The following is a 14,630-nucleotide window of genomic DNA, read 5'->3' on the forward strand; positions in this document are numbered from 1 at the left end:
CGAGTTATTGGTTCTCTGTGGGTACTGATTGCCAAGCAAGGCGATCTTTCCAGTGCGATGTGAAATTAAGTTGAACTGCTTGCTTAAAATCCTCTAAAGCTGCTGAAAAAGCTTTCTCTTTTAGCTTGGCTGCTCCTTGGTTGTGCAACTGTTTGGGGAATTGTGGATTCCATACATATTTTTGACAAGTTTGGTAGGCAATTTCTACATCACTGCCATTTTCAGGATTTTGAAAGACGGGATGATAATTTAACCTGTTGCAGCAAACTTGCAACCATTCTTGCCACCCACAGTACCACAAGCGGACTGTTCCATCAAGACTACCACTGACAATCAGTTTACCATCAGGGCTAAAAGCTGCGGAATTTACCCAATACTCATGCCCGCGCCAAGGTCTACCAATGGGGTTGCCATGAATATCCCACAAGCACACTGTCGAATCATTGCTGGCACTGACAATCCACTTACCATCAGGGCTAAAGGCGACAGAATTAACTTCTTTTTCATGCCCACGCCAAGGTTGACCAATGGGGTTGCCGTAAATATCCCACAAGCGGATTGTCGAATCATTGCTGGCACTGATAATCCACTGACCATCAGGGCTAAAGGTGACAGAATTGACTTCTTTTTCATGTCCGCGCCAAGGTTGACCAATGGGGTTGCCGTGAATATCCCACAAGCGGACTGTCGAATCATTGCTGGCACTGATAATCCACTCACCATCAGGGCTAAAGGCGACAGAATTAACTTCTTTTTCATGTCCGCGCCAAGGTTGACCAATGGGGTTGCCGTGAATATCCCACAAGCGGATTGTCGAATCATTGCTGGCACTGATAATCCACTGACCATCAGGGCTAAAGGTGACAGAATTGACTTCTTTTTCATGTCCGCGCCAAGGTTGACCAATGGGGTTGCCGTGAATATCCCACAAGCGGACTGTCGAATCATTGCTGGCACTGATAATCCACTGACCATCAGGGCTAAAGGCGACAGAATTAACTTCTTTTTCATGTCCCTGCCAAGGTTGACCAATGGAGTTGCCGTGAATATCCCACAAGCGCACTGTCGAATCATTGCTGGCACTGACAATCCACAGACCATCAGGGCTAAAGGTAACAGAATTGACCCAATTCTCATATTTGCGCTGCGATCGCCCGATGACCCGATCTTGTAGTATTTGATCTAGCTCCCATAAACGCACAGTGCGATCGCCACCACTGATAATCAACTTGCCATCGGGGCTAAAGGCTAGGGAATTAATCTGTCCTTCATGTCCACGCCAAGGTTGAGTGATGAGGTTGCCATTGATATTCCATAAGCGTATTGTGCGATCGCAGCCACCACTAATAATAAACTTGCCATCAGGGCTAAACGCTACACAATTTACATGTCCTTCATGCCCGTGCCAAGGTTGACCGATGGGATTACCTTGGATGTCCCACAACCGCACTGTAGAATCACTACTACCACTGACAATCAACTTGCGATCGGGGCTAAAGGCAGCGCAAATAATTTTTGCCTGATGTTTGTACCAGGGTTGAGTGATGGTGTTACCTTGTAAATCCCACAAACACACCGTTCCGTCAAAACCAACACTAATAATGCGCTCGCTATTTGGGCTAAAGGCGACGGAAATAACTCCTTCCTTGTGTGCGCGCCAAGGTTGAGTAATGGCGTTACCTTCTAGATCCCATAAACAAACTGTTCCGTCAAAACCAACACTGACAATGCGTACCCCGGAGGGGTTGGCGCAGCCATCGCTATTTGGGCTAAAGGCGACGGAAATAACTCCTTCCTCATGTCCCTGCCACGGTTGAGCAATGAGATTACCTTGTAGATCCCATAAACACAAAATTCCGTCAATACTGCCACTAACAATAAACTTGCCATCAGGACTAAAGGCTAGACAATTAACCTCTTGCTCGTGTCCACACAAAAATTGAGCAGTAGGATTGCCAATGATATTCCACAAGCACACCGTAGAATCGCTACTGCCACTGGCAATAAACTTGCCATCAGGACTAAAGGCTACACAATTAACCTCTTGCTCGTGTCCGCGCAAGCTATTTGCCTCTGTGGGTGTGTTCATTGCTTCCTTTAAGCTTCCCAAAACAGAAGCTAGAAGCTGGTTTGGGTATTTCTCTAAATTCTCACCCATTGTTTGAATTGCCAGCACCAAACCCTCTAGCGGTTGGACAGGAAGTAAATTCAAAACCCTGGCGGATTGCTCGCGCAGTTTTAATTCAGTCAGTGCAAGGTTTAACTTTTGAATCTCTTGTTCTTTTTCTCTCGAATGGCGATCGTGCCATCCAACACTAGCATTAATAAATCGATTAGCTTGTTCGCTTAAATAACCAAACGTTTGCTCTTTTAGTTCTTGATAAGTCTTTATCTTCAGAACCCGGCTTGCAATATCTTCTTTTTCCCACAATACATTCAGGGTGTATGCCAGAAGTGGTAAAGAATCATCTTGTTGGTGAAAATCATGAATAATTTGCTCAACTAATCCTTGTTCAAAGATAACGCCATTTCTGGCGGCAGGTTCAGCGATCGCTAACTTTAATTCTCCATCGCTCATTCTAGTGAGTATACGACTATAGCGATCGTGGATCTTCGCAAGTTGGGGATACTCACTAAATCTATCCAAAAAATCAGACCGCATTGTTAAAACAATTTTGACAGAGCTATCCTGCTGCTGGAACAGTTGAAAGATACTAGCTACAAATTTATCGCGTTCCGGCTTGTGAGTTTTCGTAAATAGTTCTTCAAATTGATCAATAAAAATCAGAACGCACTGGTAATCTTGTTTGAGGAATGTGACAATTTTAATTAGGGTATTTTCTCTTATTTCTCGACTAATATCAGTTATTGGTGATTTTTTTCCATAATTAGAAGCAAGACACTGATAAAGAGATTTAAAAGGATTTTCATCTGGGTGAAAACTTATATTAATTAATGAATTGTTATTATTTCCTACATAAGGAATTAAACCTGCCCGAATCAATGATGATTTGCCAGTGTCTGATGCTCCTAAAAGCAAGAGTATATTATCTTTTTTTAAGCGATCGCCCAGATTAGCAATCCACTTCTCCCGACCAAAAAATTTATCTTTATCTTTAATTTCAAAAGTTTTTAATCCTAAGTAGGGAGAGTCTATTTTAAGTGGACGACAATGAATGTCCTCAAAATTACTGTCAGAAAAAAAGTCGTATTCAGAAATACCTTGGACATTACAGCCAATATTTATATCGCCTTCAGAACTGTTAACCATCTTATCTCGTTACCTTTGGACATCTCTGGCTAAATCTTTACCTCAGTTATAGTTCCTTGGCTAATCTTTGTAAGTACCTCAACAAAATTAATTACATATTCTCTTGTGAAGCTTTCTCTATCGCCGCCCTAGAAGTTTTGTAAATCCTATCCGTGAAAAATTAAGGTTTTAAATAGGTTTATTCAGCAAAATTACTTAAGTAACTTTCAAAAATATGTAGTAACTTTATCCTAAAACACCGCAAATGACAAACGGGATGGAACTTTTTGATAACCTACACCTTGCTATGTTTAGCGGTAAAGGTGGAGTCGGAAAAACGACAATCTCCTGCACCTTTGCATGTCGTTGGGCGCAGAAATTTGCCAATGAGCAAATTCTTTTAATCTCAACCGATCCGGCTCACTCTCTTGGAGATGTCTTACAAGTTAGCGTTGATGACATTCCTCGTCCCATAGCGGAACTACCCAATCTACTAGTAAGGGCGTTGGATGCAAAGCTTCTGCTACAAGAGTTTAAAGAACGTTATGGTCAGGTGTTAGAACTGTTAGTGGAGCGCGGTAGTTTTGTTGAAGGAGCAGACTTGCTGCCAGTTTGGGATTTAAATTGGCCTGGACTGGACGAGTTGATGGGCTTGTTAGAGATCCAACGCCTTTTTCAGGAGCAGCGGGTAGATCGAGTAGTAGTAGATATGGCTCCTAGCGGTCATACTCTTAACTTGTTTGGATTGATGGATTTTTTAGACACTTTCCTCCACTCTCTTGAACTGTTTCAAGAAAAGCATCGGATTATTAGCAAGACCTTTGCTGGAAGTTACACACCCGATCGCGCTGATGAGTTTTTGCAAACCCTGAAAGCTGAACTGTCGCAAGGTCGTCGTCTGCTTCAAGATCCCATCCATACAGCTTGTTTGTTAGTTGCGATCGCCGAACCAATGAGTTGGTTGGAGTCAAAACGATTCCTAGAAGCCTTACAAACTATGCAGGTTCCTTGTGGAGGGTTGTTTGTTAACCAAGTCCTTGCCAGTGCGACTGACCCAGATCGTTACCAAGAACAACAACCGCTCATCAGCCAGTATACGGATCTTGCTAACGGAAAGCCGATGTTTATTGTGCCACAACAAGATAAGGAGCCTTTGGGAATTGTAGCCCTCAGCAATATTATCGACCAAATCCATATTCCTCAGCTTGAACCACTATCTCCTGTTCAGCTACTCCCAATTCAATGGCCTGAAAAAATTCCTCCCAGCTTTGGAGATTTTCTCACCAAAGGTCGTCGCCTATTACTAATAGGCGGTAAGGGTGGAGTAGGCAAGACCACAGTAGCAGCTGCGATTGGTTGGGCTATGGCTCAACAACATCCCGATCGCAAAATTCGCATGGTTTCCATCGATCCAGCCCACTCCTTGGGTGATGCCTTTGGTCTGAGTTTAGGACACGAACCATATCAAATAACTGCCAATCTTCGAGGTCAGGAAGTAGATGGCGATCGCATTGTCGATCAATTCAGAGCCGATTACCTATGGGAACTGGCCGAAATGATGAGTGGCGAAACCCAAACAAGCGAATCTATTGAAATGGCCTATGCTCCTGTTGCCTGGCGCAAAATTGTCGATCAAGCTTTACCAGGGATTGATGAAATACTTTCCCTGTTAACAGTAATGGAATTGCTAGAGCAACAAGAAGAAGACTTGATTATTTTAGACACTGCTCCTACAGGTCATCTTCTGCGTTTTCTAGAAATGCCAACTGCATTAGCAGACTGGCTAGGTTGGATTTTCAAACTCTGGATCAAGTATCAGAATGTCCTTGGTCGTACAGAGTTTATGGGGCGTTTACGAACTTTGCGACAGCGCGTGGTCAAAGCCCAAAAAGTGCTAAAAGACCCACAACAAGCAGAGTTCATTGGGGTTACACTTAACCAGACTAGCGTACTTGCCGAACAACAACGCTTGTTCAAATCTATGCAAGAAATAGGTGTAAGTCAGAATTACCTTGTTCTCAACCGTTTTACTTCTACAGCAACCATTAATTGCGATGACTGCGAGACAAATTTTCCAGGTTTGACAATAGTTCGCTTACCAATACTTCCTCGCTCAGTTCAGCCTTTAGAACGCATCCAAGGAGCAGCTACCTGTTTATTCTAACGGCTAATTAGACTAAATACTTTCATACCCAAAGAGAAATTTATTATGCATCGCACTCCAAACCGCAGACAAATTCAAGCCAAATTTAGCACCATGCCTCCTCAACGTTCTCAAGCAACAGCTTACTTAAATGCTTACAAAATGATGTTAGAGAAGGAGCGTTTAGAGGAGGAACTAGAGAAACTCGAAGCACGCCGACATCAGATTCAGCAACGTCTTGCTATTTTAAATAGTCAAACAATTCCTGAAGGGGACACGATACATCAGAAAGCAAATACTGGTTTGGAGGACAATACACCAAAGTTCAAAACCTTAACATTGGAATACTAAGTACTAAGATTTCAGCTTGCCTATTCTTCGCAACTTACTTGCTCAGTCGCACCAAGCAGGGGCGATCGCATTTTTGGATGTCGGAATCGTGGGGGAAGACGACATGAAAATTTTACTTAGTAATCTTAAGGTTGCTGCCCAAACTCGTTGCTATTACACTCGACTTAAGGAGTGGTAATTCAGAAAGGCATTAAGATATTACTTAGGTCAATTAGATCCTCAAGCCAGCTTATTGTCACACTGTTGAATTGCAATAACTTCTAAGTTCTAGAAAGAAACTAACAATTGCCTCAATAATTAATGCAACTAATTTCTGAGTTAACAACAGATCAGGAAGCTTTACTTTGTGAATATAAGAGAAAGTGGCAGTTAGCAGCACTTTCAACACAACCTATTGATACACAAAAAGCGACTCAAACGATTAAAGCTGTTTATAAGCAAATATCTAGTGTAGAAGAATTCGACATATATTTTTTTGATAGTCCATTTGGTATAGCTAATTTAAGTTTTCTCAACTGTATTTATCCGCATGAAGATTGGTGTAATCCTCGAAAACTTAATAACCTCATTAGGCGGCTTGAGAAGCAATTACTTAAAAAAGGGCTTTTCAGTAATAAATTTCATCGATATATTGTATCGCCATTAATCGAAAAAGTTGGGAGTCAGTTGGATATTTGTCTATGGAAGTATCTTCAAAAGCAGTTGAGATTTTGGCCAATTATACATAGCCTTATACCTGTAAATTTACGTGATAGTGAAAAATTATCTCCAGTTTGGAAATCTGCAAAAACAAATCAGCAAAGACGGCTAGAGGGATTGTGGCGTTTTTTGGTATCTGGTTTAGTGGTGCCAGATGCAGAGTGTAGTGTCTGCTGCTTACTCGATTACTGCATTTCTGAATTACAATGCTTTCCCGAAGACAATCTTTGGCACATACTTAAAACATTTGTTGCTGACTGTGGTTGGACATTTTTTTTTCAAGATTTCTGTTTTACTTGTAATCGTCCGTATAGAGTGATGCTTAACGAACAGGGTCAACCATTATCTGAAAATGAAGCAGTTATTGAGTTTTTAGATGGTTTTAGCGTATTTACTAAGCATGATATATCTCTGTCTTAGTATATAAATGCAAGATAGATAAAGATGCGTAGGTTGGGTTGAACGGAGTGAAACCCAACTCAGCTTTGCGCTAGCCACGAAAATTTGTTGCTTATATTTCTTATTTCTACTCAATTGCCTAAAATTAGCCAGATAGCTTCATAAGGAATGAAGAATCGACATCTAAAAGCCAATTCTCATCAATAAATTCTAGATTTTCATCATAAACAAGAACCAATTCACCAAGTTTTTGAGCATTGCTACTTGCAGTTTTCGTATTATCAACAGCATCAGCTATGAGCAAAAACTTTAGTTGTAAAAAACGTTCTTCGTGAGTAACGCCTATTGAACTGCTAACTAATTCGGCTTCGAGAGTACGAGGTAACGTAATTTTCTCATAATATTCATCTTGTTCATCCCAATAGCCACACACTTTATAATCACACTGGTCAAGATGTTCTTGAACAAGAAGATTAGCATCTAAACTTTGTAATATTTCAGTTAAATCTTGCCAAACTTGATGATTTTTTAATTCGAGCCTTGTCATAGTTATGTGGGTTTAATGTTCTGTTACCAAACCAGGGAAGTGCAATATACCATCAATGAATTTTGCATGAAATCGGCGATCGCCACCTTTACCTAAGACTTTAGATTTCAAATCGTAGCCAGATTCTTGGGAAGCCACCAACCCAACATTACCGCGAGGAGGTACAAGCCCTTTCTCAATGGCTTTTAAATGTTTCCCCTTCCGATCATATTTTAATCCCAGCTTTATTTGTTCACTGCCAAATAAAACTAGCAGACCACTGATTGAAAGATATACAGTATCAGGTTGAATATCTGCCCAATTATCGGGTAAAGCTTCCATTAAATTTACGACTTACGCAAGTGTCACAAAAAATTAAAACTTTTAGTTTGTAGTAAGGGCTTCAGCCCTGATTTTGAGTACTTTAGTCCTCTCTGCGAGACGCTACGCGAACACTACAAACTAAAAATAATATGCCAGTTGCGTAAGTCCTAAAATTAATACTTGTACAGTATAATCACAATTTATTTAAGTATAATAGCTAACAACATTTTTAAAATTAACGTGAGTCTCCAACGGAGGCGCACGTTAGTTAAAGCAATAAATCACACAAGCTAGGAAAGAATTTCAATCCTCTTGTGTCCGATCGCGTTCCTCCTGTTCTGCTTCCAGAATTGCTAATAAAAGAGCTTCTTCCTGAATTTCAAACTCTTCTTCAGGAATTTCTCCCATATCAAAAGCAAGTTGGAGTGCAAGAAGTTGCTTGCTGAGATTTTCTTTATCATCAATTTCAGTACTCGCATGTTCTAAAATTTTTTCCCCAAGCCACGTTACCCCCATTAATGGGCCAGTAATCGGTAATAGTAAAAAGCGCAGAACCATATTGCTTTACACTTGTGTGGACTTATCAAAGGTATCCTCTCAAGACCGTAATCATGCTGATGACATAAATATTAAACATTACTAGTCTTGTGTTGATGCCAAAATGCGTTGGATTTGAGTCCAGTTAAGACTGATTGACATCTGTATTTTATATTTGCAATGTAAAAAAAAATACTTTTACATGACATTCCTATTTTAGGAGGTACTTAGAGTTTGACAACAGTATTAAATGCATCTCCCCAACGATTTGTCAATACACCTGCTGTTCAACGCATCGCTCAACGTGCTTTGCGCTATCTACAGTCAGGTTTTTCAATACACTTACGTGGTGCAGCCGGAGTCGGAAAAACTACTCTGGCAATGCATCTAGCTGATTTGCTCAACCAGCCGATCATCCTCTTATTTGGAGATGATGAGTTTAAAACCTCAGACTTGATTGGTAATCAATTAGGTTATACCCGCAAAAAGGTTGTTGATAATTATATCCACAGCGTTGTTAAAGTTGAGGATGAACTCCGACAACATTGGGTTGATGCACGATTAACCCTAGCTTGTAAAGAAGGATTTACGCTGGTTTACGACGAATTCAATCGATCGCACCCGGAGGTAAATAACGTTTTACTCTCCGTACTTGAGGAGAGGTTGTTAGTATTACCAACAAACCAACATCGAGCCGAGTATATCCGGGTTCATCCTCAGTTTCGGGCAATCTTAACATCAAATCCTCAAGAGTATTGTGGAGTTCATGCAACTCAGGATGCTTTGATGGATCGTGTTATTACCATCGATATGCCTACACCTGATGAACTAAGTCAGCAGGAAATTGTAGTTCATAAAACAGGCATAGGTTCTGAGAAAGCAGAAAAAATTGTCCGCTTAGTACGGACGTTTTGGAGTCGATCTGGTTCTGGACAAGGCGGTGGATTGCGTTCCTGTCTGATGATTGCCAAAATCTGCCACGAACACGAAATTTCCGTAAACCCTGGAGATCCTAGCTTCCAAGATATTTGTGCCGATATCCTGCTTTCTCGCACGAATCAACCTCTCATAGAAGCAACTCGGCTACTGGAAGAGGTTTTAAGTGAATTTTATCATAGTATAAATACTCAATCTCAGCCGTCAGAGATAATACCAAACAACCAAAATCAGATTGTATTAGAACAACGAGTACCTTACGAGCATGAAGTCTACAGCTACCTATGTAATTCTCCAGGAAGGCGTTTCTCGGAATTGGCAGTAGAACTAGGGATCGATCGCAGTCAAATTGTGGCTGCACTCAAGTCTCTCAGAGAACAGGGAGTATTAGTCCAAATGCAGGGCAATGCCGAGTCGCCGAACATCTCACAAACAGTTGCTCTTGATTCTGGCCATTTAATAAACAAATGAGTACTAATACTAATCGGGGAGCGATCGCCACATCAACTCAAGGTTCTACCTTGGCAGATATTCTAGAACGGGTTCTGGATAAAGGCATTGTTATCGCAGGAGATATTTCTATTTCCGTAGGCTCCACAGAATTGCTCAACATTCGGATTCGTTTGTTGATTTCTTCTGTTGATAAAGCCAAAGAGATTGGAATTAACTGGTGGGAGAGCGACCCCTATCTTAATAGTCAAACTCGCACCTTATTAGCAAATAATCAACAACTTCAAGAGCGTCTTGCCAGTCTAGAAACAGAACTGCAATCGCTCAAAGCACTCAATCCTATTAATCATCAGAATGCAGGCGATTAGCAAATCAAAAGGTTCCGATTCCGGTTTAGCACCGTTATTACTGACGGTTGTTGAACTGATACGCCAACTCATGGAAGCTCAGGTGATTCGGCGAATGGATGCTGGCACTCTCAACGACCATGAGCTAGATCGAGCTTCCGAAAGCCTACAACAGCTTGAACAACAGGTTGTTAAGCTTTGCGAGATATTTGATGTTGACCCAGCCGATCTAAATATTAACTTGGGTGAAATGGGAAATTTACTTCCCCAATCTGGAGGATACTACCCCGGTGAAACCTCTAGTCAACCCTCTATTCTAGAACTTCTCGATCGCCTATTAAATACGGGTGTGGTGGTTGAAGGTGACTTGGACTTGGGACTGGCTCAGTTAAGCTTAGTTCATGCCAAATTAAGACTAGTACTCACTTCTAAACCCCTGTAACTTTTTTATCTACATTCTTCTTGGTAAGACATTTATATGAGTTTTTACATTTATGGAATTTTGACCTTGCCTGCTCCACAAAATTTAAATTTAGAGGGCTTAGATCGGCAACCCGTACAAATTAAAATTTTGGATGATTTTGCAGTCATCTACTCGGAAGCACAGCAAGAGCGTTATTTGGCCAGCCGTCGTAACCTGCTAAGTCATGAAAAAGTCCTTGAGGAGATCATGCAAGGAGGCGATCGCTATTTACTGCCCGTGCAATTTGGACTTTTGGTTTCCAGTTGGGAAAAGGTTTCAGAGCAATTAATTCGTCCTCATCAAGAAGAATTGACGCAATTGCTTGCGAAGTTATCGGGTTGCCGAGAAGTTAGTGTCAAAGTTTTTTGGGATATCGAGGCAGAAATTCAGGGACTATTGGCAGAACACCCAAATCTCAAAACCGAAAGGGATAAGCTAGTCGGTCAACCCCTGAGTATGGAGCGGGTAATCCAAATAGGGCAAACCATCGAACAGGGAATGAGCGATCGCAAGCAAGGGATCATAGATGTATTTAAAAGCACGCTCAACTTCATTGCGATCGAAGTAGTAGAAAATACTCCTCAAGTGGACACAATGATCTACAATTCAGCCTACCTAATTCCTTGGGAAGCAGAATCACAATTTAGCGAACACGTTGAAGCACTCGATCGGCAATTTGAAGACCGTTTGCGAATTCGTTACAACAATTTCACTGCCCCATATAACTTTGCTCGTCTTCGATTAACAATTTCCAACTGATTAATTCCTCTCTCTGTTGAACAGCAATAAAAATTGAGAATCAAAAATTATTGAAACTTTTAATTTTTCGTAACATGACTTACGCAATAACTCTCTAAAACTCTTATTTCTCTGCGTCCTTTGCGTCCTTTGCAGTTCGTTTTTTAATTATTTTGCGTAAGTCCTATGAAAATAAAATTTTTCTCTACCTTTTATTTAAGTACAATCAATGGACGACATATTTAAAGGATTTGAACACTTATTAGAAATTGCCAAAGCTTTAGAAGAAAAAGCAGAGAAAGGCGAGTTAAAAACTTCTATTCAAATTCGCTCTCATAATCTCAGCAGTATTCCCCGGCAAGGCAATATTCCGAGAACAAATAATTCTAGCCGAGTCAGATCCAATTCCACCGTTGGCACTACACCAATGGATGATACTGATGTCACCCCCCCATCAGCTCGGACGAACTCAAAAGCTTCTTGGCAAGGTATCGGCGGCTTGGCTGATGTTCTCCAAGAAATCAGAGAGTTGGTTGAAATTCCACTTAAACGTCCAGATTTATTGGTGAAATTAGGGTTAGAGCCTCCGCGTGGGGTTTTGCTAGTTGGCCCGCCCGGTACGGGAAAAACTTTAACAGCCCGTGTTTTGGCAGAAGAGTTAGAGTTAAACTACATTGCCATCAATGGCCCAGAGGTGATGAGCAAGTATTACGGGGAAGCAGAAGCTCGTTTGCGAAGTATTTTTGAGAAAGCAACTCGTTCTGCCCCCTGCCTGATATTTATTGACGAAATTGACAGCCTGGCCCCAGATCGCAGCCAAGTGGAAGGTGAAGTTGAAAAAAGACTAGTGGCGCAGTTGCTTGGGTTAATGGATGGGTTTGCCAAAACCGAGGGCGTAATTGTATTAGCGGCAACAAATCGTCCCGATTATCTCGATCCGGCGCTGCGTCGTCCGGGACGCTTCGATCGCGAAGTTCAGTTTCGAGTTCCCGATCGCAATGGACGATTGGAAATTCTGACGATTTTGACAACTGCCATGCCCTTGGAGACTTCGGTTAATTTAGGAGCGATCGCTGATTTGGCTGTCGGTTTTGTTGGTGCCGATATCAAAGCTCTTTGTCAGAAAGCAGCCTACATTGCCCTGCGTCGTCAAGTCCCCTCCCTCAACAGTCCCGTTCCTGAGAACATGACTATCATCCAGCAGGATTTTCTCGAAGCAATTAAGGAGATAAAACCCTCAGTTCTCAGGGATGTAGCAATTGAAGTACCTAGTGTAAGTTGGGATGACATTGGTGGTTTGGATGATGTGAAACAAAAACTTCAAGAATCTGTTGAAGGCGCACTCCTTTATCCCGAACTATACGAGCAAACCAAAGCCAAGCCTCCCCGTGGGATTTTGTTGTGGGGACCACCTGGAACGGGAAAAACATTACTTGCAAAAGCGATCGCTTCCCAGGCTAGAGCCAACTTTATTGCTGTGAATGGCCCGGAATTACTCAGCCGATGGGTAGGTGCCGCAGAACAAGCAGTTAGAGAACTCTTTCGCAAAGCTCGGCAAGCAGCTCCTTGCGTTGTGTTTATAGATGAAATTGATACCTTGGCACCAGCACGGGGACGATTCACTGGTGATTCTGGAGTTAGCGATCGCGTTGTCGGTCAACTACTCACCGAACTGGATGGGTTGCATGAATGCCCGAAAGTACTGTTAGTAGGAGCAACCAATCGTCCAGAAGCGCTCGATCCTGCCTTGCTCAGAGCCGGAAGATTGGACTTACAAATAAAAATCGATCTACCAGATCGAGCCAGCCGATTAGCGATTTTAGGAGTTCACAATCTAGATCGTCCCCTGGTTGATGTCGATTTAGAAACCTGGGCAACAGTTACCGAGGGTTGGAATGGTGCAGACTTGGCTTTATTGAGCAATCAAGCTGCTTTAAGCGCAATTCGTCGATACCGCGCTCAAGGATTGACTGACTCCAGCTTGATTCAGATTACAAATGATGATTTCCAAGTTACATACCAAATGCTTGCTAATCAGCATCAATCTGAATAGTGATTCATCGCATTGAAGGCTTATAGATCCCCGACTTCTTAAAGAAGTCGGGGATCTGAACACCCCCAATCCATCAATACGATAGACCAATAGTCTCTTAATTAATATCCTTAATTTATGTCAATATACGCTTATGCTCTTCTAATCCCCACCGAATCACCGCTTGTTCTACCTTTAGGGATGGAAAGGAATATTGAACTCGTTTACTCTTCTGGTTTAGGTGCGATCGTAGAGCCGGAAATCTCCCTGGAGGGAATACAGGCAACGGATGAGCATTTACTTCAAGCTGTATTAAACCACGATCGCGTGATTCGAGAACTTTTTCAACAAACTCCTCTTCTTCCCCTACGCTTTGGGAGGGGTTTTACCTCGCAAGAAAAACTGCTGGATCATCTAGAAAAGCACCAAGAGCAATATCTAGAAGCCCTAACTCAGCTAGCAGACAAAGTTGAGTACACTTTAAAATTGACACCCTGTGATTTACTTGACGATTCTGACACTATTGATGCCAGGGGAAAAGCCTATTTATTAGCTAAAAAACAACGCTACCAAACACAGCAAGCATTTCAAGCACAACAATGCGAACAGTTGGAACTCTTGAACCAGTTAATTCTCAAAACATATACAAATGTTATCTGTGAAACTCGACAGTCAGATGTGCGGCAAATCCACTTTTTGGCACAGCGCAACGATTCAACGGTCAGTACGCAGCAGTTTTCCCTCTGGCAGGTACAATGCTCGCACTGGCAATTAGCACTCAGCGGACCTCTGCCACCCTATCATTTTCTCAAAAACACTCTCATATAAATTCATAAAAAATAATATTTATAACTTTCCCAGAAAAAATCAAGATGAGATGATTTTTTCTTAAATTTTTGTCTAAAAAAAATATTGTTAACTTTTTAATATTTTTTTATTTTCTTATATTTATCTTATATTTTTGGGAACACTAAACTCAGGAAGAATAAAACACATTGTGTAAGTTTTACCTACTGCTCAATCAGAGCAGGATGAAATCAAGAATTAGAGTTGTGAGAGTAAAAGAAAATGGCTGTCGAAAAAGTTAACTCATCTTCAAGTTTGGCTGAAGTTATTGACCGCATTTTGGACAAAGGAATTGTAATTGATGCTTGGGTACGTGTTTCTTTAGTTGGTATTGAACTTCTATCAATAGAAGCTCGGATTGTGATTGCTTCAGTTGAAACTTACTTAAGATATGCCGAGGCAGTTGGTTTAACATCTCAGGCTGCTGTTCCATCTGCTGCTTAACAGCACATTAGAAAAAGGGAGTCTTTATGGCTTCTAAGCTGATGCGCGTCTAAAGTATATAAACACTCTTGATGGTCGTTGACAGATGACTATTGACGTTTAACAGTCATCTGTCATCAGTCATCAGGTAAATGTACAAATTAAA

Annotated in this window: 15 protein-coding genes; 11 read left to right on the forward strand and 4 right to left on the reverse strand. The window is 41.5% G+C overall.

The genetic code is table 11. The features are described 5' to 3' along the window. Window positions 1–4 precede the first annotated feature (4 nt). The gene (locus tag ACFFRD_RS19035; RefSeq protein ID WP_392482730.1) at window positions 5–3,271 is read right to left on the reverse strand and encodes a WD40 repeat domain-containing protein; all 3,267 of its coding nucleotides are present in this window, start codon (window positions 3,269–3,271) and stop codon (window positions 5–7) included. Between the two features lie 244 nt (window positions 3,272–3,515). Here ACFFRD_RS19035 and ACFFRD_RS19040 point away from each other — a divergent pair, with 244 nt between their 5' ends. From ACFFRD_RS19040 to ACFFRD_RS19055, 4 genes are all read left to right on the forward strand, one after another. After that, the gene (locus tag ACFFRD_RS19040) at window positions 3,516–5,414 is read left to right on the forward strand and encodes an ArsA family ATPase (RefSeq protein WP_392482731.1); all 1,899 of its coding nucleotides are present in this window, start codon (window positions 3,516–3,518) and stop codon (window positions 5,412–5,414) included. Between the two features lie 45 nt (window positions 5,415–5,459). After that, window positions 5,460–5,744, forward strand: coding sequence for a hypothetical protein (locus ACFFRD_RS19045; RefSeq protein WP_392482732.1), 285 nt, complete (start codon window positions 5,460–5,462; stop codon window positions 5,742–5,744). Window positions 5,745–5,760: 16 nt separating this feature from the next. Further along, window positions 5,761–5,922, forward strand: a complete 162-nt coding sequence (locus ACFFRD_RS19050) for a hypothetical protein (protein ID WP_392482733.1) — start codon at window positions 5,761–5,763, stop codon at window positions 5,920–5,922. 122 nt (window positions 5,923–6,044) lie between these two features. Next, a complete protein-coding gene (locus ACFFRD_RS19055; protein ID WP_392482734.1) occupies window positions 6,045–6,863 on the forward strand; it encodes a hypothetical protein in 819 nt (272 codons plus the stop codon). A gap of 124 nt (window positions 6,864–6,987) precedes the next feature. Here ACFFRD_RS19055 and ACFFRD_RS19060 read toward each other — a convergent pair whose 3' ends face one another. The 3 genes from ACFFRD_RS19060 to ACFFRD_RS19070 form a co-directional block, all read right to left on the reverse strand. After that, window positions 6,988–7,389, reverse strand: coding sequence for a hypothetical protein (locus ACFFRD_RS19060; RefSeq protein ID WP_392482735.1), 402 nt, complete (start codon window positions 7,387–7,389; stop codon window positions 6,988–6,990). 12 nt (window positions 7,390–7,401) lie between these two features. Next, window positions 7,402–7,710: a hypothetical protein gene (locus ACFFRD_RS19065; protein ID WP_185580489.1), complete on the reverse strand. Its 309-nt coding sequence runs from the start codon at window positions 7,708–7,710 to the stop codon at window positions 7,402–7,404. Window positions 7,711–7,995: 285 nt separating this feature from the next. Continuing rightward, the gene (locus tag ACFFRD_RS19070; RefSeq protein ID WP_335101320.1) at window positions 7,996–8,250 is read right to left on the reverse strand and encodes a gas vesicle protein GvpG; all 255 of its coding nucleotides are present in this window, start codon (window positions 8,248–8,250) and stop codon (window positions 7,996–7,998) included. 213 nt (window positions 8,251–8,463) lie between these two features. On the opposite strand from ACFFRD_RS19070, the gene gvpN reads away from it, so the two are divergent. From gvpN to gvpA, 7 genes are all read left to right on the forward strand, one after another. Further along, window positions 8,464–9,636, forward strand: a complete 1,173-nt coding sequence (gvpN, locus tag ACFFRD_RS19075) for a gas vesicle protein GvpN (RefSeq protein WP_392482736.1) — start codon at window positions 8,464–8,466, stop codon at window positions 9,634–9,636. Beyond that, entirely contained in the window at window positions 9,633–9,983 is a 351-nt protein-coding gene (locus tag ACFFRD_RS19080; RefSeq protein ID WP_392482737.1) for a gas vesicle protein, read from the forward strand. The genes gvpN and ACFFRD_RS19080 overlap by 4 nt, the downstream gene beginning before the upstream one ends. Beyond that, window positions 9,970–10,404, forward strand: a complete 435-nt coding sequence (locus tag ACFFRD_RS19085; RefSeq protein WP_179065244.1) for a gas vesicle protein K — start codon at window positions 9,970–9,972, stop codon at window positions 10,402–10,404. The genes ACFFRD_RS19080 and ACFFRD_RS19085 overlap by 14 nt, the downstream gene beginning before the upstream one ends. 36 nt (window positions 10,405–10,440) lie before the next feature. Further along, window positions 10,441–11,184, forward strand: coding sequence for a GvpL/GvpF family gas vesicle protein (locus tag ACFFRD_RS19090; RefSeq protein ID WP_392482738.1), 744 nt, complete (start codon window positions 10,441–10,443; stop codon window positions 11,182–11,184). 208 nt (window positions 11,185–11,392) lie between these two features. Beyond that, the gene (locus ACFFRD_RS19095; protein WP_392482739.1) at window positions 11,393–13,216 is read left to right on the forward strand and encodes an AAA family ATPase; all 1,824 of its coding nucleotides are present in this window, start codon (window positions 11,393–11,395) and stop codon (window positions 13,214–13,216) included. A 117-nt stretch (window positions 13,217–13,333) separates the two neighbouring features. Beyond that, on the forward strand, window positions 13,334–14,023 hold the full coding sequence (locus ACFFRD_RS19100) for a GvpL/GvpF family gas vesicle protein (RefSeq protein WP_392482740.1): 690 nt from the start codon (window positions 13,334–13,336) through the stop codon (window positions 14,021–14,023). A gap of 240 nt (window positions 14,024–14,263) precedes the next feature. Continuing rightward, window positions 14,264–14,485, forward strand: coding sequence for a gas vesicle structural protein GvpA (gene gvpA / locus ACFFRD_RS19105; protein WP_012408764.1), 222 nt, complete (start codon window positions 14,264–14,266; stop codon window positions 14,483–14,485). The last annotated feature ends 145 nt before the right edge of the window (window positions 14,486–14,630 follow it).

Source organism: Nostoc sp. C110, assembly GCF_043099725.1.
GTDB lineage: Bacteria > Cyanobacteriota > Cyanobacteriia > Cyanobacteriales > Nostocaceae > Nostoc > Nostoc muscorum_A.

Coding starts and splice junctions, on each gene's coding strand:
- ACFFRD_RS19035 (WP_392482730.1), bottom strand. CDS start 3,271: ATGGTTAACAGTTCTGAAGGCGATATAAATATTGGCTGTAATGTCCAA.
- ACFFRD_RS19040 (WP_392482731.1), top strand. CDS start 3,516: ATGACAAACGGGATGGAACTTTTTGATAACCTACACCTTGCTATGTTT.
- ACFFRD_RS19045 (WP_392482732.1), top strand. CDS start 5,460: ATGCATCGCACTCCAAACCGCAGACAAATTCAAGCCAAATTTAGCACC.
- ACFFRD_RS19055 (WP_392482734.1), top strand. CDS start 6,045: ATGCAACTAATTTCTGAGTTAACAACAGATCAGGAAGCTTTACTTTGT.
- ACFFRD_RS19060 (WP_392482735.1), bottom strand. CDS start 7,389: ATGACAAGGCTCGAATTAAAAAATCATCAAGTTTGGCAAGATTTAACT.
- ACFFRD_RS19065 (WP_185580489.1), bottom strand. CDS start 7,710: ATGGAAGCTTTACCCGATAATTGGGCAGATATTCAACCTGATACTGTA.
- ACFFRD_RS19070 (WP_335101320.1), bottom strand. CDS start 8,250: ATGGTTCTGCGCTTTTTACTATTACCGATTACTGGCCCATTAATGGGG.
- ACFFRD_RS19080 (WP_392482737.1), top strand. CDS start 9,633: ATGAGTACTAATACTAATCGGGGAGCGATCGCCACATCAACTCAAGGT.
- ACFFRD_RS19085 (WP_179065244.1), top strand. CDS start 9,970: ATGCAGGCGATTAGCAAATCAAAAGGTTCCGATTCCGGTTTAGCACCG.
- ACFFRD_RS19090 (WP_392482738.1), top strand. CDS start 10,441: ATGAGTTTTTACATTTATGGAATTTTGACCTTGCCTGCTCCACAAAAT.
- ACFFRD_RS19095 (WP_392482739.1), top strand. CDS start 11,393: ATGGACGACATATTTAAAGGATTTGAACACTTATTAGAAATTGCCAAA.
- ACFFRD_RS19100 (WP_392482740.1), top strand. CDS start 13,334: ATGTCAATATACGCTTATGCTCTTCTAATCCCCACCGAATCACCGCTT.
- gvpA (WP_012408764.1), top strand. CDS start 14,264: ATGGCTGTCGAAAAAGTTAACTCATCTTCAAGTTTGGCTGAAGTTATT.